Origin of the sequence: Microtetraspora sp. AC03309, from assembly GCF_020826795.1 — a bacterium.
GTDB classification, from domain to species: Bacteria; Actinomycetota; Actinomycetes; order Streptosporangiales; family Streptosporangiaceae; genus Microtetraspora; species Microtetraspora glauca.
The window spans coordinates 1-18,469 of record NZ_JADDIL010000082.1 but is presented as its reverse complement, the minus strand read 5'-3'; the positions used below and the strand labels follow the sequence as shown (position 1 = coordinate 18,469).

The 18,469-nt window shown below is 71.0% G+C and carries 13 protein-coding genes and 2 pseudogenes; 9 read left to right on the top strand and 6 right to left on the bottom strand.

Going from position 1 to position 18,469, the window contains the following annotated elements:
- Positions 1–49 precede the first annotated feature (49 nt).
- Positions 50–2,392 carry a lamin tail domain-containing protein gene (locus IMZ11_RS35155; protein WP_228646748.1) on the bottom strand — a complete coding sequence of 781 codons (2,343 nt, stop codon included), beginning with the start codon at positions 2,390–2,392 and terminating at the stop codon, positions 50–52.
- A 168-nt stretch (positions 2,393–2,560) separates the two neighbouring features.
- Here IMZ11_RS35155 and IMZ11_RS35150 point away from each other — a divergent pair, with 168 nt between their 5' ends.
- Positions 2,561–3,586 (top strand): hypothetical protein, encoded by a 1,026-nt coding sequence (locus IMZ11_RS35150; protein ID WP_228646747.1) that lies wholly within the window; start codon positions 2,561–2,563, stop codon positions 3,584–3,586.
- Positions 3,587–3,658: 72 nt separating this feature from the next.
- On the opposite strand, the pseudogene IMZ11_RS46820 reads toward IMZ11_RS35150, so the two are convergent.
- The 3 genes and pseudogenes from IMZ11_RS46820 to IMZ11_RS35135 all read right to left on the bottom strand — a co-directional run.
- A pseudogene (locus tag IMZ11_RS46820) lies at positions 3,659–4,096 on the bottom strand (DUF998 domain-containing protein); the annotation flags it as partial.
- A 160-nt stretch (positions 4,097–4,256) separates the two neighbouring features.
- Positions 4,257–5,216, bottom strand: coding sequence for a phosphotransferase enzyme family protein (locus IMZ11_RS35140; protein ID WP_228646745.1), 960 nt, complete (start codon positions 5,214–5,216; stop codon positions 4,257–4,259).
- The gene (locus tag IMZ11_RS35135) at positions 5,213–6,526 is read right to left on the bottom strand and encodes a helix-turn-helix transcriptional regulator (protein ID WP_228646771.1); all 1,314 of its coding nucleotides are present in this window, start codon (positions 6,524–6,526) and stop codon (positions 5,213–5,215) included. The genes IMZ11_RS35140 and IMZ11_RS35135 overlap by 4 nt, the downstream gene beginning before the upstream one ends.
- Before the next feature lie 359 nt (positions 6,527–6,885).
- Here IMZ11_RS35135 and IMZ11_RS35130 point away from each other — a divergent pair, with 359 nt between their 5' ends.
- The 3 genes and pseudogenes from IMZ11_RS35130 (at position 6,886) to IMZ11_RS35120 (ending at position 9,285) form a co-directional block, all read left to right on the top strand.
- Positions 6,886–7,170: a hypothetical protein gene (locus IMZ11_RS35130; RefSeq protein WP_228646744.1), complete on the top strand. Its 285-nt coding sequence runs from the start codon at positions 6,886–6,888 to the stop codon at positions 7,168–7,170.
- Positions 7,171–7,293: 123 nt separating this feature from the next.
- Positions 7,294–8,612: pseudogene (gene cysS, locus IMZ11_RS35125) on the top strand (cysteine--tRNA ligase); the annotation flags it as partial.
- A 172-nt stretch (positions 8,613–8,784) separates the two neighbouring features.
- Positions 8,785–9,285 (top strand): hypothetical protein, encoded by a 501-nt coding sequence (locus IMZ11_RS35120; RefSeq protein ID WP_228646742.1) that lies wholly within the window; start codon positions 8,785–8,787, stop codon positions 9,283–9,285.
- A gap of 20 nt (positions 9,286–9,305) precedes the next feature.
- On the opposite strand, the gene IMZ11_RS35115 is transcribed toward IMZ11_RS35120, so the two are convergent.
- Positions 9,306–9,887: a hypothetical protein gene (locus IMZ11_RS35115; protein ID WP_228646741.1), complete on the bottom strand. Its 582-nt coding sequence runs from the start codon at positions 9,885–9,887 to the stop codon at positions 9,306–9,308.
- Positions 9,888–10,326: 439 nt separating this feature from the next.
- Complete coding sequence (locus IMZ11_RS35110; RefSeq protein ID WP_228646740.1) at positions 10,327–11,457, bottom strand: glycosyltransferase family 4 protein; 1,131 nt, start codon at positions 11,455–11,457, stop codon at positions 10,327–10,329.
- A 68-nt stretch (positions 11,458–11,525) separates the two neighbouring features.
- On the opposite strand from IMZ11_RS35110, the gene IMZ11_RS35105 reads away from it, so the two are divergent.
- From IMZ11_RS35105 to IMZ11_RS35085, 5 genes are all read left to right on the top strand, one after another.
- On the top strand, positions 11,526–12,320 hold the full coding sequence (locus tag IMZ11_RS35105; RefSeq protein ID WP_061258700.1) for a PIG-L deacetylase family protein: 795 nt from the start codon (positions 11,526–11,528) through the stop codon (positions 12,318–12,320).
- 113 nt (positions 12,321–12,433) lie between these two features.
- Positions 12,434–13,480 (top strand): lysylphosphatidylglycerol synthase domain-containing protein, encoded by a 1,047-nt coding sequence (locus IMZ11_RS35100; RefSeq protein ID WP_228646739.1) that lies wholly within the window; start codon positions 12,434–12,436, stop codon positions 13,478–13,480.
- Positions 13,481–13,672: 192 nt separating this feature from the next.
- Entirely contained in the window at positions 13,673–16,981 is a 3,309-nt protein-coding gene (locus IMZ11_RS35095) for an AfsR/SARP family transcriptional regulator (protein WP_228646738.1), read from the top strand.
- A 41-nt stretch (positions 16,982–17,022) separates the two neighbouring features.
- Positions 17,023–17,517 (top strand): DedA family protein, encoded by a 495-nt coding sequence (locus tag IMZ11_RS35090; RefSeq protein WP_228646737.1) that lies wholly within the window; start codon positions 17,023–17,025, stop codon positions 17,515–17,517.
- An 18-nt stretch (positions 17,518–17,535) separates the two neighbouring features.
- Positions 17,536–18,375: a D-alanyl-D-alanine carboxypeptidase family protein gene (locus tag IMZ11_RS35085; RefSeq protein WP_228646736.1), complete on the top strand. Its 840-nt coding sequence runs from the start codon at positions 17,536–17,538 to the stop codon at positions 18,373–18,375.
- Positions 18,376–18,469: the final 94 nt, after the last annotated feature.

The window sequence follows — 18,469 nt, the reverse complement described above, 5'->3', positions numbered from 1 at the left end:
GGCGGGGGTCTTTCCGTCTCGCGGACCGCGCCTCAGACGCGGGACGCGGTCAGTGCCTGATCCGTACGACCTGGGGGTCGTGGTCGCTGGCCTGGTCCGCGAACTCCGCGTTGACGTGGACGATGTCGTAGTCCACGCGGGCGCTCAGTGACCGGGAGACCAGGATGTGGTCGATCGCCTGCGAGTTGCCCTGGTACACGTAGGTGTACCGCTCGGCGGGCGCGAGAGTGCGCGGCAGGTCGACGAGCCAACCGTCCGCGCCCACGAGGATGTCCGTCGTGGTGGAGAACTCGAAGTCGTTCAGGTCTCCGAGCACGACCACTCCGGCGTCCCGGTCGATCTTCTTGATCTCGTCCACGAAGCCGCGGACGGCGGTCGCCTGGGCGTGCCGCTGGACCTCGCTCAGCCGGGCAGGCGGCTGGTAGCGGCCCATCAGCGGCTGGTCCTCGCCCTTGCTGGCGAAGTGGTTGGCGATCACGATGATCCGCTTGCCCCGGTAGGTGAACTCACCGGCGAGGGGCTTGCGCGAGCCCGCGAACGCCGCGTTGGCCGGGTCGATCAGGCCCGGGGAGAGCGTGAGCTCGGCGCGATTGCCGTGCCGCGTGACGCCGGTCGCCGTCGTGGCGTCGCCCGCTCCCCGGTCGTTGAACTTCAGCCCCTTGCCCTCCTTGAACAGGAAGCCGACCCGGATGTTGCCGCCCTTCTCGCCGCCGTTGGTGCCGTCGACGGGGTCGATCTGCCGGTAGTCGTACGTCGGACCGCCCGCGGCGGCGATGGCCGCGATCAGCTTGGCGTACGTCTGGTCGGCGGCGACCACGCCGTCGTTCGTGCCGCCGCTGTTGTCCTGGATCTCCTCGACGGCCACGATGTCCGGCGAGGACAGGTTCGTGACGATGCCCTTGGCCAGCCGGGCGAACTTCTCGTCCGGGTCCGACGGGTCGAGGTTCTCCACGTTGTACGTCGCGATCGACAGCTCGCCGTTGCGGTCGGCGCGGGTCACCTCGGGGGTGATGCCGCCACTCGTCACGGCGGGGGTGCGCAGCGCCTGGATCCGGTAGTTGCCGAAGCCCGAGCTCATCACGCCGTCGACCGCGCCGGGGACGCGGTCGCCCACGTTGGCCACGGGCATCGGGGCCAGGTCGTCGTCGAGGATGATCCGCTTGCCGTTCTGGTCGGCGTAGCTTCCGTAGAGGACGCCGCCGCGCGGGCTGCGCAGCCCGCCCTGCCCGCCCGGCAGGACCGTGATCTCGTTGAAGGAGTTGGTCGGCCCGACGACCTCGGAGTCGGCGACCCGGACCAGCATCCCCTCCAGCGCCTCGTAGAAGTCGAGGGCGTTCGCCGTCGGGTCGAAGGTACTCGCCGCTTCGACGTCGCCGGGCTCGTCGGTACGGGCGAGGTCGGGGGCGACCTTGCCGCCGGGGCCGATCAGGACCGTGGACGGCAGCGGGTTGCCGTGCCCGACCACGGTCACCGTGGGAGCGTTCAGCTCGGTGAGCGAGAGCTGGGAGCCACTCGACCGGTATTCGGTGACCGTCCCCCCGACCCGTACGGCGTCGCCGACCGCGACGCCCACGGGCGCGTCGTCGGTGAAGACGTAGATGCCCTCGCTGGTGGCCGGGTCGGCGTCGGCCTCGTCGTCGGGCTCCTGGAAGTAGAAACCCTTCGGCCCGACCGCGGTGACGATGCCGGTGATCCCCGCGACCTTCCTGCCGACGTGCTGCGAGACATGGCCGGCGCCCTGGATCTCGTGGATCGTGGTGGGCGTCCCCCCGCTGGTTCCCGAGCCGCGCGGGTTGGGGGCGGCCACGGTGAAGTCGGCCGAGTTGTCGTCCGTGTCGGCGCCGCCGCGCACGGCGGCCGTGGTGTTCGACAGGGCGGGCGTCGCCTTGGTCTCGAAGTCGTTCGCGTTGCCGTACCCGACGAAGTCGACGACGCCGGGGGCCTTGTCGCAGTCGGCGCCGCAGGTCAGCTCGGCGGCGCCGGAGACGAGGGCGACCTTGCCGTTGGCTCCGGCCATGGGGATGGTGCCGAAGACGTTCACGTCGGGCAGGTCGACGGTTCCGCCGGTGCCGGCCGCCTCCTGCACCAGGTAGTGCCTGCCGGGGCCGATCACACCCTTGAGTCGCGTGACCTGCCACGAGGTGCCCATCGCGGACGCGTACTGGACGCTCCAGCCGTCGATGTCCACGGGGTCGGCACTCGCGTTGTAGAGCTCGATGAAGTCGTTCCTGTAGGTCGCGCCGACGTTACCTCCGCCGCCGTAGACCTGACTGATGACGACGGCGGCCGACGCCGCGGCGGCGGGGACGGCCGTGAGGACCGCGACGGAGGCGGGCACGGAGACGAGCGCCGCCGCGAGCAGGGCCGCGGAGGCGCGCTTGACACTGGGCACGAAGGATCTCCTCATGACGGGGACAGATCATTCGTAGCGCCTCGCGGTGATTCACGTCATTGACACCATTTGCCATGTATGTGACAAGGAGTTGAACGTTGATGCGGAGTTGTGATCAACCGAACGGGCGAGCCGCCGATCTAATCCATGGGGAGAGAGGGGAAGCTCATGAACACGATGATCCGGCCGGCCGCACGGGTGCCGGCCCGCCTCGCGATCGCCGCGCTGGCCCTGGGAACGCTGGGGGCCGTGGGAGCGCCGGCCACGGCGGCCCAGGCACAGGCACAGGCACAGGCGCGGACACAGACACAGGCGCGGGCAGGCGCGCACGACATGATCAGGTACGCCTCCGTGAAGGGATGCCCCGACAAGGAGTACGGCAACACGCCCTGTGGATCCTGGCGGCTCAGCATGCACAGCGGGAAGGTCATGCCGCTGTCCGACGCGCTCGTCTGGCCGCGTGACGCCAAGGGCAAGAGCGTCGAGTACATGGCGGCGCCCATCGCGGTCAGCGGCGACGGCCGCTCCGTGGCGTACTTCCGCAAGAGCGACCGCCGGCTCGTCGTGCGCGAGGTGGGCGGCGCGGTCCACGTGATGCCCAGGATCAAGGGCCTGAGCATGGTGTCGGCCGGGATCAGCCTGTCGCAGGACGGCGGGCACCTGCTGCTCGACTACTACGACGCCAAGGACGACCGGCAGCCGAGCCGCGTGTACGACGTGTCAGACCCGGGCCAGGGCACGGCCCTGCCCGCGACCGCCGTCAACGCGAGCTTCAGCGGTGACGGCGAGAGCGTCCTCGCCGAGCTCGGCACCGAGGACAACACCACCGCGCTGGTCGCCTACGACAGCTCGGGGACCGAGCTGGCCCGGATCGAGCCGCCACAGGTCGTCGTGAACAACTCGCCGCGCGCGCTGTCGTCCGACGGCCGTACCGTCGCCGTCTTCGCCGGATCGAGTCTCAAGCTGTACGACATGGCCACCGACCAGCTCGTCCGGAGCCTCCGCGTCAAGCTGCCCGGCAAGACCGCGCCCTACATGGTCGACTGGACCGGCGAGAACGAGGTCACCGTGCACATCGACCGGGGGAAGAGCATGTGGATCGGGGAGTTCGACACCGAGACCGGGGCCGGCAAGGTCAGGGACACCTACTCGCTGCCGAAGGACGCGTACACCTTCGCGGCCTGCGGCGGCTGACGCCCCCGCGAGCAGCGCCATCGCGAACAGCGCGGCCACCTCGGACACGACCGTCAGACGCTGGGTGAGACCCGCGGGCACCGCTCCCGGGTCGAGCCCCACCGCCCGCACCGCGTACGGCACGGTCACGAGGACGAGCGACCCGATCCCGATCAGGCTGAGGGCGTGGACGAGGCGCGATCCGGTCCGCCTGGCCACGAGCAGGCCCGCCAGCGGCATGCAGACGAACGCCACGAACGCGGCGCAGCGATGGATCTCGCCGGACATCGAGAGGGACGCACCCGGCCGGTCGGTGGGGAAGCCCGCGACCAGCAGCATGCAACCGGCCCATCCGCCGACCAGCAGCGCCGCCCTGTGGTCCAGGCGCGCGAGCCGTACGGCGTGGGCGGCGGCCCCCAGCGCGAGCAGCGACAGCGATGCGGGCAGCAGCCAGCCGTGCGGCGTGAACACGTAGTCACTGATCATGTCCTGGAGGGGGTTGAGTCCGGAGAGGAGGTGCAGAAGCACCATCCCCGCCGCACCAGTGATAATCGCCGCATATCCCAACACGATGCCCATGACTCATCACTGTGGCCAGGAGATCGTCTTCCTCCCATCGGAGATCGGCCGGACGCGTCCCCGACTCTCCCCCTAGGGATGTCCGGGTCGGTCCTCCGGGTTCGGGCCGCGTCTAGCTCGTGGCGGCCATGTACCACCGGGCGTGACCGTCCCCCCGCGTCAGCGAGTCGAGCCGTCTGGGCAGCTCCTGCCTGGAGAAGGGATCACCGGAGGCGTTGCGGATGTGGATGCCGACGGCGTACATGTCCCTGACCTCCATCAGGGTGCTGTATCCGGGCCAGTGCCGCAGATCCGAGCCGTACGCGTGGGCGAACGCGTCCACCTCGGCCGCGGTCAGGCCGAACCGGCGCTGCCCGTGATAGGTGTGCACGAGGTCCCATTCGCGGGGCCCCACGGCGACGCCGTCCCAGTCGCACAGCACGACGTGGCCGTCCTGGCAGCGCAGCAGGTTGTCGATCCACGCGTCGCCGTGCAACAGCACGGGCGGCCCGGTCTCCAGTGCCTGCCAGCCCCAGGTGAGGTGCTCGATCCGGTCGCTCAGCCAGGCCCGCTGACCCGGCGTCAGCACCTCGGCGCGGTGCTCGACCGCGTGCCGCACCTCGGCCAGCGGGTCGGTGAGACGGCGCAGCGCCATCGGCGGCACCGGCTCCCTGTGCAGGTTGCGCAGCACCCGGCCGAGCTCGCGCGTGGTCGGGCGGCCCCGCGACCGGACGTACCGCCAGAAGGTGACCGCACGCCCCGCGTGGACGATCGGCTGGCCCGGGATCTCGTCCACCGGCCGGACGGTCGGGAAGCCGCGGTCGGCGAGCCAGCGGGCGACGGCCAGGACCACGGGCAGCCGGGTCAGCGCGTCCGGGGCCGTGGCGATTCGCACGACCATGTCGCCGCGCAGCTTGAACACGGCGTTGCTGCGCAGCCGCATGAGCTGCGCTCCCCCGGCGTCCACCCCGATCTGGCGGCACACGTCCCGCAACACGGTGTACGCCTCGTCGGACAGCGACGACTCGCTCGACGACGTGTTCGACGACAGGTTCGACGACATGCCGGGTGACAGGTTCGCGGAAAGGTTCATAGGGCGAGCCGCGCCGACGACTCGGCGAGCACCCGGTTCAGATGCCGTACGGCGGGCGTCCGTGGATCCACGTCGGTCAGCAGCGCCTTGGCCCGGGTCACCACGATCGAGGTGCGGTGCTCGGCGGGGACCTGGGTCAGCGCCTCGGCGGCGATCCGGCACGCCTCCTCCTGATCGCCGTGCCTGGCCAGGTGGGACGCCTGGTCCAGCAGGATCAGCGCGGGGTCGATCGTCTGGAAACCGGGCGGGAAGGCGTCGATCGCCTGCATCGGCTGCGCGTCGCCCAACTCGATCAGCGTCCCGGTCCGGTAGAACAGCATGCGCTTCTCGGTGAAGACGAACGCCAGGTCGTCCTGGCTCAGGCCCCGCATCCTGGCGAAGATCTGCTCGGCCTCGGCGAGGGCCACCCTGGCCGCCTTGCCGTTCCCCATCCGGGCGAGGGCGCGGGCCTCGGCCGCCGCCGCGAGGGCCGCCGGCGAACTCGGCGCCGACCCGGCCAGCATCCGCGCCTCGCGCGCCAGCCGTACGGTCTCGTTGAGGTCGCCGTAGTAGTAGAGCAGCATCGTCTGCTGCGCCCGGACCAGAGCCCGCAGCCGCAGGTCCCCGACGTCGTCGGACGCCGCCCTGGCCGTGCCGTACCAGGCGTGGGCCTGCCGCGTGTCGCCGAGCTTCATCAGCGCGTCCGCGGACAGGAGGGCGAGCATCGTGGTCGCGGTGAGCAGGCGGCGCTGCGCGGAGGACGGCTGCCGCATCACGGTCAGCTTGCGCACGTCGGCGATCTCCAGCATCACCCGGCAGAGCATGGGCATCGGCGGAGTCGTCATGTACTCCCTGCGGTAGCGCAGCACCTGCTCGTCCAGCCGGTCGAGCTGGTCTTCGGTGACGGTGCCGGTGGCGAGCGCCCGGTCGAGGTCGTGCCTCGTCCCCTCGACCTCCGCGAAGAACCGGCCGTTCGGCGTTCCCATGAGCGCGGCGTGGTGGAAGTGCGCCCGCCGCTCGGTGTCGTCCCCCGCGTCGTCGACGCGTACCGGCTCGTCGGGCTGACCCGCCGCGACCACGACGACCTTCTGCCCGCCCGTGTCCTCGCAGTAGTCCGCCGCCATGCCGAGCCGTACGGCGTTGGCCTTGTAGAGCCGGGCCAGCAGGTCGATGGTCTGGGGGCGCGGCCTGGCCCGGTTGTTCTCCCAGGCGTTCAGCAGGTCGATGCTGGCCCTCGGCAGACCCAGCGCGTGCTGCTCGCAGAGGTATTCGAGCTCCTCGATCGCCTGCCGGGCCGACCACCCCCGCGCGAGCCGATGCGCCTTCAGCATGCTCACGCCGCAACATCCGTGGATGGCCTGCACCGTCTGCCACGGTGTCCACTGCCGAACCTCGGCCTGCTCGCGCCAGCGACGAGCGCACGCGGGGGAATGCTCTCCTCGGGCCATGGTCCTGCCCTTCGCTGCTGGAGTGTGTCGCCTGGTTACGGATATTTCCCACAGGTTAACCGGCACGCACGCAACCCCCCGTACCGTTATGGGTTCGTGGCCCGGGATCCGAGGGTGTTCCACGGAATGCCGGTGAGTTCCCTGGTTATTGCACGGTTTCGCGGATTGGGGTGGATTGCCGGTAGGTCCGCGGGAGTTCACGCTTTTCGGAGAAAGGTCCCGACGTCCCCGGAGAGACCCCCATGAAGGCAGATCGCAACGAGGCGATGGACCACCTTGAGCGGCTGGCCGCCCAGCTCGAAGCCCACTCCTTCCAGGTCCGCCTGACCGCGCCGGCCGGGCTCTATCCACGCCTGCGCGTGGTCAACCCCATGGAGCCGACCATGGCCGAGGACGTGCTGGCGTCGGACACCAACGACGGCGAGTGGTGGTACTGGCTGTCATGGGCCGGTCGGATCGGGCACGCCTCCGACGTCGTCACCGCCGCCGAGCGCATCGCCAGCGTACTGCACGTGATCCGCCGATAGCACGGTCGCGGCAGCCGCTATTCCCCCTTCGCCCGGCCTCACAATCCGCATTTCAGGATGTGCGGACCGGAGACTATGGCATGCTGTCGACAGCGAGCGGATTAGTCGCTTACCCTGGGCTAGGTGGGTCTTCGCCTTTACGATACGCACCGCCGCACGGTCCGCGATTTCATCCCGAGAATTCCGGGAATGGCATCGATTTATCTTTGTGGCCCCACCGTGGTCGTGCCGCCGCATATCGGTCAGATCAGATCTCAGGTGAATTTCGACATCCTGCACCGCTGGCTGCGCCACAGCGGGTACCGGGTGCTTTTCTGCCGGAACGTCACCGACATCGAGGACAAGATAATCGGCAGGTCCCTTTCCGAGGGGATCCAGTGGTGGCGGATAACCGATCCCGTCTACCGGTCCTTCGACCGGGCCTACACCACGCTCGGGTGCCTTCCGCCCAGCGTGGAGCCCCGGGCCACCGGCCACATCCCCGAGATGATCGAGCTCGTGGAGCAGCTTCTCGCGGCGGGTCACGCCTACGAGTCCGAGGGGAACGTCTATTTCGAGGTCGACTCGTTCGCGGACTACGGATCGCTTTCCCGGCAACGGCCGGAGAAAATCCGGATAACCGAGGAGAACGAGCACGGAAAGCGCGATCCGCGCGATTTCGCATTGTGGAAGCGGGCGAAGCCGGGCGAGCCGATCTGGCACGCCCCATGGGGCGACGGCCGCCCCGGATGGCATCTGGAATGTTCGGCGATGGCCCGGAAATATCTCGGTCACGAATTCGACATCCACGGCGGCGGCGCGAACCTGATATTTCCGCACCATGAGAACGAACTCGCCCAGTCCCGGGCGGCCGGGGATTCTTTCGCACGGTTCTGGGTGCACAACGGGCCGGTCACCCACCGGGGCGAGAAGATAAGAAAGCACGCGCTCAATCCACTCGCCGTGCACACCCTGCTCGACCGCGTACGCCCGATGGAACTCCGCTATTACCTCGCGGCCGCCCACTACCGGTCGCCGATGGAATTCTCCGTGGCGGCGGTCGAGGAGGCGGCCACCGCCTACCGGCGGATGGAGCGGTTCGTGCTCCGCGTCGGCGCGGCCGCGGGCTCCGGCCTTCCCGCCCAGTTCAGCGACGCCATGGACGGCGATCTCAACGTGCCGCGGGCGCTGTCGGTCGCGCACGCGACGGTCGCCGAGGGACATGCGGCGCTCAATTCCGGCGACCAGGAAAGCGCCGTGGGGAAATGCCGGTCGGTGCGCGCGATGCTGAATGTCCTCGGACTCGACCCGCTCGCCGACGACCGGCCGAGGGAAACGCGCCTCCACGACGTCGCGAGAGCCGTACTCCGCGTCGCGCGGAATCTCGCCGCGACCGAAGACGATCACGAAAGATCAATGATCATGGAGCGACAGATCGACCGCGCACTCCAAAATCGCCGCGAATCAGTACTTATCCCGTAGCCAATCCTCCAGCCCCGCGGGGGTCTACCGGTACACCCAACCGGATAGGCACTGGATACGCACAGAACCGTGTCATATGTTCGGGGCACACGTGCTCTTCCGCTGCCGCACGACAGCGCTCCGTCGGTCCCGTCCCCCCGCGAGGAGAGAGCCATGTCCCGAGCCGTCATGCGTACGGCCGCCGCCGCGCTGGCCGGCCTGTCCACCCTGATCCTGGTACCCCCGCGAACCGCCGAGGCGGCGTCCGCCCGTGTCATCCGGGTCAACGCCGCCTGGGGCTGGCAGAACACCGGCGTCTACATCCGCAAGGGCCAGACGTACCGCGTCACCTACCTGAGCGGATCGTGGACCGTCGACCGGGCCAGGTACGGCAGAGTCGGCCCGACCGGCTATCCGAACCGGGTCGACGCCGCCATCGTTCACGGCTGCAAGATCGTGACGACCGCGCCGTACGGCACGCTCATCGCCCACCGGGGTGGCACGCCCTTCGCGGTCGACACGTCCGCCAGATACGCGGCGTCCTACTCCGGATGGTTGTCGCTGCGGATCAACGACGGCGACTTCTGCCTGAGCGACAACGCGGGGAGGATAAGCGTCTCCATCGACATCCTCAACGTGAAGCAGGGTGGGAACGGCGGGAACATGGGGGGCTGAGCCCCTCCCGCCCCCGGCCCCTATTCCGGCGTGAGCACCAGGACCGCGCGCGAGGAGTCCGCTTTCACCAGGCGTAGCCGGATGTCGTTGATGCGACCCGGCCTGCTCGTGGTCAACGACATCTGTCCCTGATCGTGACAGCGCCCGTTGGTGCAACTCCCCGTGACGCTGGCGTTGTCGCCGTCGACGCTCATCCCGCCCGACGAGCCGGTGAATCCCAGCCGCACCTCTCCGGCGCTCACGGATTCGACGGTGATCGCGTCGAGGCCGAACCGGCTGTCGATCTTCAGCCGGTCACCCGGCCGGACCTGTACTTCGCAGTCCGCGTCCCGGCACGCAGCGGGGCCGGTCGCGTGGGACGCCCCCCGCGGACTCCCGGTGGCGCGGTAGGAGCCGGGTGTCGACGGCTGGACACTCGACACGGGACTCGGTACGGGACTCGGCACGGTATTCGTCGCGGTCGCCGACACGGGACTCGCCGCGGCGCCGGTCTGCCGCCCCCGCTCTCCCCCGGAGCCGCAACCGGCGAGGAGCATGGTCACGCCGAGAGCGACGAAGCCGGCTCGGCCGACAGGGGCGGACACAGCACGAGTGATCCCCATGGCGATCCTTTCGGAGTCTCGGAGTTCGCAGGAAGAGATCCGCTCGCGCAAGAATCGACGACCGCGCGGCGGCGGGTCCATCCGCCACGCCAACCGGGGGCGTCGCCTGGACGAATCTCGACGCGGGACGCACCCTTTCTCGCCCCGCGGTCGTCTCCGAGGCCGTCTCCCGCCCTCCCGGGAGCCGGTCAGCCCCTGACGCTTCCGTACGGAATGCGATACCTACTAGTGACCAGGAGCGGGTGATCCTGACGCGTAGTTGGGAATCATGAAACCAAAAGGAGGGCCGGAATGAAGAGAGTCCAGATCACCTCGCGGCCTCGGCCGCCGAGGCGACCCCAGCCCATCGACCTGCGCACCCCTTCCGGGCGCGTCCTTCCCTTCTGACCCCACTGTGTTCGCTGCTTGATTTCGTCATGGTCCGATCCGGTGTGCCGACTCACGGATGCGTGCCGCGGACCAGGTCGTAACAGCGCTCGAAACCGTCGAGCACGGTCGGCCAGGAACAGGCGACCGGCTCCACCTCGCGGTTGTGCGCGGCGATCGAGGTCCGCAGCCGCTCGTCGCGCACCAGACGCGCGACCGACGCGGCGAGCTCGTCGAAGGTGCGGCCGAGCAGGCCCTCTTTGCCCGGCTGGATGAAGTCGGCGACCCCGCTCTGGGAACGCGCGACCACGGGCACCCCGGCCGCCCTGGCCTCCAGCGCCGCCAGCCCGAAGGACTCGCGCGGCGCGGGGGCGACGAACACGTCGGCCGAGCCGAGCAGTTCCTTGATCTGGTCCCGGCTGAAGCGGCCCGGCAGCGACACCCAGCCCATCCCCTGGGACCGCAGGTAACGCTCCATCGAGGCGCGGGCCGGCCCCTCGCCCACGATCGTCGCGCGCATCGCGATCGTGGCGGGCACCTTCGCGCGGGCCGCCTTGAGCAGTTTGAGCAGGCGCACCGGCTGCTTGCGCGGCGCGAGCCGCCCCACCGCCACCACGTGCACGCCGTCCGCGCCCGCCTCCCCGCCCCCGCGTACGGCACCGCGTACGGCACCGCCGGCCGCGGGTCGCCAGGCGGAGACGTCCAGGCCGTTGGAGACGACGTGCACCGGAACGCCGGCGCCGGCCACGGCGCGGATGGGCTGGGCCGCCGCCTCGCTCACCGCCGTGACGGCGATGCCCCAGCGCCGCCATTCGAAGGCGGCCTGCAGGCCGAGGTAGACGCCGGAGGTGACGGGATCCCACATGCTGTGCACGGTCACCACGACCGGCACCCCGGCCCGTACGGCGGCGCGCACGCCCTGCCAGGCGAACGGCGAGACGGCGCCCGCGTGGACGTGCACGACGTCGGGCCGCCAGCCGGTCATCAACCGGATCAGGTGCAGGGTGCCGCGGGGGTGCACGGGGAGGTCGAACGGGAGCCCGGCCGTGAGGCGGCGCACTCCCGCAAGAGGCTCCCCGGGGGTCGCGGTGGCCACCTCGACGGTGTGACCCGCCTCTCGCTGCATCCCGACGAGGTCGGCGACCTGCACCTCGATGCCCCCGAGTCGCGGGAGGTAACAGTCACTGATGTGAAGGATCCTCACCAAACCAGACTGGCAGAGGCCGGGGCCACCATCAAACCGTCGGTCCCGCGGCGTGGAATCATTGCGCTGTGTCGAGAACCGCAGTCTTCTTTCACGCTCATCCTGACGACGAGGCGCTGCTGACTGCCGGGACGATGGCGATGCTGGCCGCGGAGGGCCATCGGGTGGTGCTGGTGGTCGCGACCGCCGGGGAGCGGGGCCTCGCCGATCTGCCCCACGGCGAGGAGCTCGCCAGGGCCCGCATGGACGAGTTGCACACGTCGGCGGCGGCGCTCGGCTGCGCCCGGGTCGTCCTGCTCGGATACGGCGACTCCGGGCTGGCCATCGACGGCGGCGTGGCGGAGGACCGCCCGGACGACGCGTTCATCGACGCGGACACGGAGGAGGCGGCGCAGCGGCTCGCGGCGGTGCTCAAGGAGGAGACCGCCGATCTGCTGACCATCTACGACCCGGCCGGGGGGTACGGCCACCCCGACCACGTCCAGGTGTACCGCGTCGGCACCCGTGCGGCCGAGATCGCCGGGACGCCCATCGTGCTCGAGGCCACGGTCAACCGCGACCCGCTCCTCAAGGGTGTACGGCTGGCGGCCCGCCTCTATCCCAAGATCGATGTGAGAAGTTTCGAGAGCGCCTACTCGCCGAGCCACGTGATCACCCACCGGGTGAACGTCCGCAGGTACGCCCGGGCGAAACGGGCCTCGATGGCCGCCCACGCCAGCCAGACGACCGGCGGGGACGGCGACCGCACCCTCGGCGTCCTGCTGAAGATCCCGTTCTGGGCGTACCGGCTGATCTTCGGCACGGAGTGGTACGTCCGGCGGGACGTCCCGCAGGGGACCCGGCTGCGGCACCCCTTCCACTGATCCATCCAGTGATCCACCCCTTAGGGGGACACTCCTCCCAAAGAAGGAGTCCCACCACTCGGCGTTGCCACCAGACTGGTACGCGGTTCGCCGACGTGTTGGGGAGTTGAAGGATGAGCAAGTGGTTGCGGGTCGCGATGTCGATCGCCTCGCTCGGACTCGCGGCGACTCTGATCGTCTTCCTGCCGCAGATCGTCGGCACGATGACCGGGGCGAAGGTGTCCTGGTCCGAGATCGGCCGCCTGTTCGGCACGCTGAGCTGGCAGATGATCGCCCTGATGACGGCCGTCTGGCTGGCCAGCCTGCTGGCGTACACGTTCGTGCTCACCGGCTCGCTGCCCGGCCTGACGCACGCCCAGGCGCTCACGTTGAACGCGGCGGGCAGCGCCGTCAGCAACCTGCTGCCGTTCGGCGGCGCGGCGGGCGTGGCGCTGACCTTCGGCATGACACGCGGCTGGGGGTTCACCACCCGCTCGATCGTGGTGATGACCCTGGTCAGCGGCATCTGGAACACGCTGTTCCGGTTCATCCTGCCCGCGGCCGGCATCCTCGCGCTGCTGCTGTCCGGGCGGGCGCTGAGCCCGGCGGTCGCCAACGCCGGCTGGGCGGGGGCGATCTCGATCCTCGTGCTGGTCGCCGTGGTCGCGTCGGCGCTGTACTGGGAGCGCGCGGCCCAGTTGCTCGGCCGCGCCCTGGACGGCCTCGTCCGGCTCGCGCCGCGGCGGATCCGCCCCGCGGAGCACTGGGCCTCGGACGCGCTCATCCGGCTGCGCAAGGACACGACCGACGTGGTGCACAGCCGCTGGGCGACGCTCTCCCTCGGGATGGTCGCCTTCCTGATCCTCCAGTGGCTGATCCTGGTGCTCTGCCTGCACGGCACCGGTTCCTATCCGGGCCTGGCCGAGTCGATCGCCGTCTTCGCGCTGTCGCGGGTGCTGACCAGCGCCCTGGCGACGCCGAGCGGGGCCGGTTTCATGGAGGCCGGTACGGCTCTCGCCCTGGTGGCGTTCGGCGCGCCGGAGGCGGGCGCGACCGCCGCCGCCATCCTGTTCGGTTTCTGGACGTACACGATCGAGATCCCCTGGGGCGGTCTCGCCCTCGGCGGGTGGGCGCTCTTCCGCCGCCGCGCCGCCGACCGGAACCCGATCAAGGTGGACTGACCGGAAAGGCCGGTGGCAACGTGCCCTCCGCGCGAACGCGATACTTTGTCCGCGGAGGAGCCGGGCTCGGCGACGCCTTGTGCGTGTTCTCTCCCCCGCATAACGTGGCGCCCAGAAGCGGCATCGCGTGCGGGAGTGAGGGGGCGCGACACGAGGCCGTTGCCAGCGAGCGACCCCCCGGCGCAGGCGACCATGACCACAGTGGCATTCCGGGTTCTTGGACCGGTCGAAGCGTACGACGACGGTCGGGAACTCGATCTCGGCGGGCTGCGCCAACGCGCGGTCCTCGCCCGCCTGCTGGTCGCCCGAGGCCAGGTCGTCCCGGTCGACACACTGCTCTTCGACCTGTGGGACGACGCGCGTGGCGCGCAGTCGGGCCTCCAGGTCTACATCTCCCGCCTGCGCCGTGTCATCGAGCCCAACCGGCCGCGCGGCGGCCCGACCCGGCTGCTCGTGACGGTCGCGTCCGGGTACGCCCTGCGCGCCGCGCCCGAGCAGGTGGACGCGCTCCGCTTCGAGGCGACCGTACGGGCGGCGGGAGAGCGGCTGGACGAGAACCCGCAGTCCGCCAGGGCCAGGCTGGAGTCCGCGCTCGGCCTGTGGCAGGGCACGCCGTACTCCGACTTCGCCGAGCAGCCGTGGGCGGAGGCCGAGGTCGCGCGGCTCAGCGAGCTGCGGCTGGTGGCCCGCGAGCGGTACGCCGACTCGGGGCTGCGGATGGGCCTGCACGCCGAGACGGTCCCCGATCTGGAGGGTCTGACCGCGGAGAACCCGCTCCGCGAGGAGGGCTGGCGGCTGCTCGCCCTGGCCCTGTACCGCTGCGGCAGGCAGGGGGACGCGCTGGCCGCGCTCCGCCGGGCCCGGGCGGTGCTCTCCGACGAGCTGGGCATCGACCCCGGTCCCGCGCTGCGGAAGATGGAGGCCGACATCCTCGCGCAGGATCCCGGCCTCGACCTGGCGCCGCAGGCCCAGCGCCGGGTGCAGGAGGTGACCTCGTCGTGGCCGCCGAGGCCGGTCGAGGCGGGGACCCTGCCCCCGCTCGAACCCGAGCCGTTCGTGGGGCGCGACGGCGAACTGGCCACGCTCGCCGCGGCCGCGCCCCGGGCGCAGGCGGGCAGGTTCACGGTCGCGCTCATCGGCGGCGACGCGGGCGCGGGCAAGACCACGCTGGTCCGCCAGCTCGCCGGCCGGCTCGACGGATGGGTCAGCGCCGGCGGCGGCTGCCCCGACAGCAGCGCGACCCCGCCGGGGTGGGCCTGGGTCGAGGTGCTCCGCGCGCTGATCGCGAGGAGGGGCGCGGGCGAGTACGCCGCGCTCCTGGCGCCGCTGCTTGACGACGCCGCGCCGGACACCGCCGACGACGAGGCGTCCGGCGGGTTCCGGCTGCACCGCGCGGTCGGCGGCTATCTCTCCGCGGTCGCCCGCGAGGCTCCGCTGCTGATCACCCTTGAGGACCTGCACTGGGCCGACGAGCAGACGCTCGCGCTGCTGCGCGCCCTGCCCAGCCTGCTCGCCGCCAGCAGGGTCCTGCTCGTGGTCACCTGCCGCGAGGGCGAGCTGAACGACCGGCAGCAGGACGTGCTGGCCGCCCTCGCCCGGCTGGCCCCCGTACGCGTCGGGCTGGACGGGCTGGACGACGCGTCGGTCGCCGAGCTGGTCCGGGCGACGTGTGTGCGCGACGTGGACGAGGAGGTCGTCACCGCGATCGTCGAGCGCACCGGCGGCAACCCGTTCTTCGTCAAGGAGACGGTGCGCCTGTTCGAGGCGGAGGCGGATCTGTCCCAGGTGCCCTCCGGAGTGCGCGACGTGCTCAGGCGGCGGATCGCCCGGCTGCCCGAGCGGGCGCAGCAGGTCCTGCTGCAGGCCGCGGTGATCGGCCGGGACGTGGACGTGGACGTGCTGGTGGACGTGTCCGGGGACGAGGACGCGGTGGTGGACGCGGTCGAGGCCGGCCTGCTGGCGGGCCTGGTGACCGAGCCGGGTCCCGGGCTGCTCAGGTTCGACCACGACCTGGTGCGGGACACCATCTACTCCGACGCCTCCCGGCTGCGCAGGTCGCGGCTGCACGCCGCGGTCGCCTCGGTGATCGAGCGGCGCGCGCCCGCCGACGTCGCCGCGCTCGCCCACCACTACGACGCGGCGGGCACCGTGGAGACGGCGGCGAAGGCGGAGCGCTACGCCGGCCTGGCGGCGGAGCAGGCCGAGCGCCGGTTCGCGCACCGCGAGGCGGCGTCGCTGTGGCAGCGGGCCATCACGGCGTTCGACCGGGCACGCTCCGGCGGCCCCCGGGAACGTCTGGAACTCCAGCTCAGGATGATCAGGGCGCTGGCGCTGAGCGGCGACATGACCGCCGCGCGGGCGCACCGGCGGGAGGCGATGGACGTCGCCCTGCCGCTCGGCGACCTGGAGCTGACCGCGCGGGTCGCGGCGGCGCTGGCCGTTCCGCACAAGGGCATCGCGCGCGACTTCACCCGCACCGCCTGGGAGATCGTCGACGTCACCGAGAAGGCCCTGGTCGAGCTCCCGGCGGGCGAGCAGTCCCTGCGGGCGAGCCTGCTGGCCACGCTGGCGCTCGAACTCGAGGGGTCGGCGACGCAGCGCGGCTACCAGGCGTCGCTGGAGGCCGAGGAGCTGGCGCGGTCCAGCGGGGATCCCTCGCTGCTCGCGACGGCGCTCAGCGGCAGGCTCCGCCAGTCGTACACCATGACGCAGGTGGACGAGCGGGAGACCATCGGCCGCGAACTGCTGCGGGTCGGCGCCGAGTCGGGGCAGATCTCGGTGCGCACACTGGCGCACCTGGTCCTGCTGGAGTGCGCGGCGGCCCGCGGCGACTTCGCCGAGGCGGACTCCCATCTCGCGCAGGCCGAGCGGCTGGGACGGCAGTACGACCTCCCCGCTCCGGCCGCCGTCGGCGCCTGGTACGCGGGACAGCGACTGATGATCACGGGTGACTACGCGGGCGCGGAGCGCGCCTACCGGAACGCGGCCAGGCTGACCGCGCGGGCGGGGATGCTGGAGGGCCGCCAGGATCTCCCGCTGATCGCCACGTTCTGCCTGCACCTCGTCGAGGGACGCGCGGACGAGATGGTCGAACCGCTCGGCGAGGCGCATCTCCGCGGCGCCAAGTGGACCCTCGACGCGTACGCCCTGGCCCTCGCCTCGGCCGGCCACCTGAAGGACGCGCGGGCGATAGCGACGTCCCGGGAGCCGGTCAGGACCGACTTCCTCTACGAGCTGGCCCTGATCTGGCGGGCCCTCGCGGGCATGCTCCTGTCCGACACCGCCCGGATGCGGGAGGCGTACGAGCGGCTCGTGCCCTTCCGGGACAGGATCGCCGGAGCCGGAACGGGCGTCGTGGCGCTCTGGCCGGTGGCCAGGACGCTGGGCGATCTCGCCGTACGGCTCGGCCTGCCCTCGCGCGAACACTACGAGAACGCGCTGGCTGTCGCGGAGCGGGTGGGCGTGGAACGCTGGGTGTCGGAGGCGCGAGCGGCCCTGTAAGGTAAGGCTGTCCTAAGCGAGATGTCCTGGGTGAGGTGGAAATGTCTGACCCTATGTCCGCCTCGTTCCTGGGCCTGCCCCTCTGGCTCGTCGTCGCGATCGGGGCCGTGGCGCTGTTCGGAGTGTTCCAGGCCTATTACTGGATCGGCCGCTTCCTCGGCACCAAGCTGTACGAGTCGCGCGTCGGCAGGAAGATCGGCCAGAAGCGCATCCTCGCGGTCGAGAACGTCGTGCGGCGCTGGGGCGCGCTCGCCGTCTACGGCTGCTTCTGGGTGCCCGGCCTGCGGCACTCCCTCCCCTGGGTCGCCGGGGTGCTCAGGATCGACTACCGGTGGTATGCCGTCGCCAGCGCGATGGGGTGTCTGACCTGGGCGCCGATCACGGCATTCGGACTCTACGCCGTCCTCTGGGGCTGGCTCAGGATCGCGGCCGACTCCCCCACGATCGCGATCGGCGTCGCCGCCGTGGTGATCGCCGCACTCGCCGCCCTCGTCATGTGGCGTCGTCGGCGGCATCGCCGGGAGTCGGACGCCTGATCGTGCCATCATGTCGGGATGCGTATCGGGCTGATCAGCGCGCTCGTGGCCGCCTTCATGGCGTCCGGACTGGTGGGGACGGCCACCGCCGCGACCGCGCGGGACACGCCGGCGGTGACCGCCCGCTCGGCCTACCTGGTCGACGCGACGGCGGGAACGGTCCCGTTCGCCAAGCGCGACACACGCCGCGTCCCGGTGGCCAGCCTCACCAAGGTCATGACGGCCTACGTCGTCCGGCAGGAGGCGTCGCTCGACGACGTCATCACGATCAAGGCGGCCGACGTCCGGCACGCCACCGCCAACGGAGCGACCAGCGGGAACCTGCGGGCCGGTGAGCGGCTGACCGTTCGCGACCTGCTCTACGCGCTCATGCTGCCCTCCGGCGCGGACGCCTCGCACGCGCTCGCCGAGCGGTACGGCCCCGGCACCGGCCGCTTCGTCGTCAAGATGAACGCCGCCGCCAAGCGGCTCGGCCTGGGAAACACGCGCTACGCCAACCCCGACGGCCTGCCGGCGAAGGGCGGCTACTCCACGGCCAGGGATCAGGTGGCCCTCGCGAAGATCGCGCTGGACGATCCGGTGATCGCCGTGATCGCGAAGGCGCGCAAGCACGCCGTGACCGCCTCGAAGCTCCACCGCGCGCACGTCTGGCGCAACACCAACACCCTCCTCGGGTACGGCGCGATCGGGCTCAAGACGGGATACACCCAGGCCGCCGGTTTCTGCCTCACCTTCGCCGCGGTGCGCAACGACCACACGTTCGTCGGCGTGATCCTGGGCGAGACGAGCGAGGCCAGCCGCCTCGCCACCGCGCGCAAGCTCCTCGACTGGGCGGGCGAGGAGGTCTCCACCGGCTAGAAGACCGCTGAAGATCTTGGTCTAAGCCTGTCGTGCATGGGTGGGTGCCCTGCGGTTAGGCGGTGGTCGACTCAAGGGTCCAGACGCCGCCGGT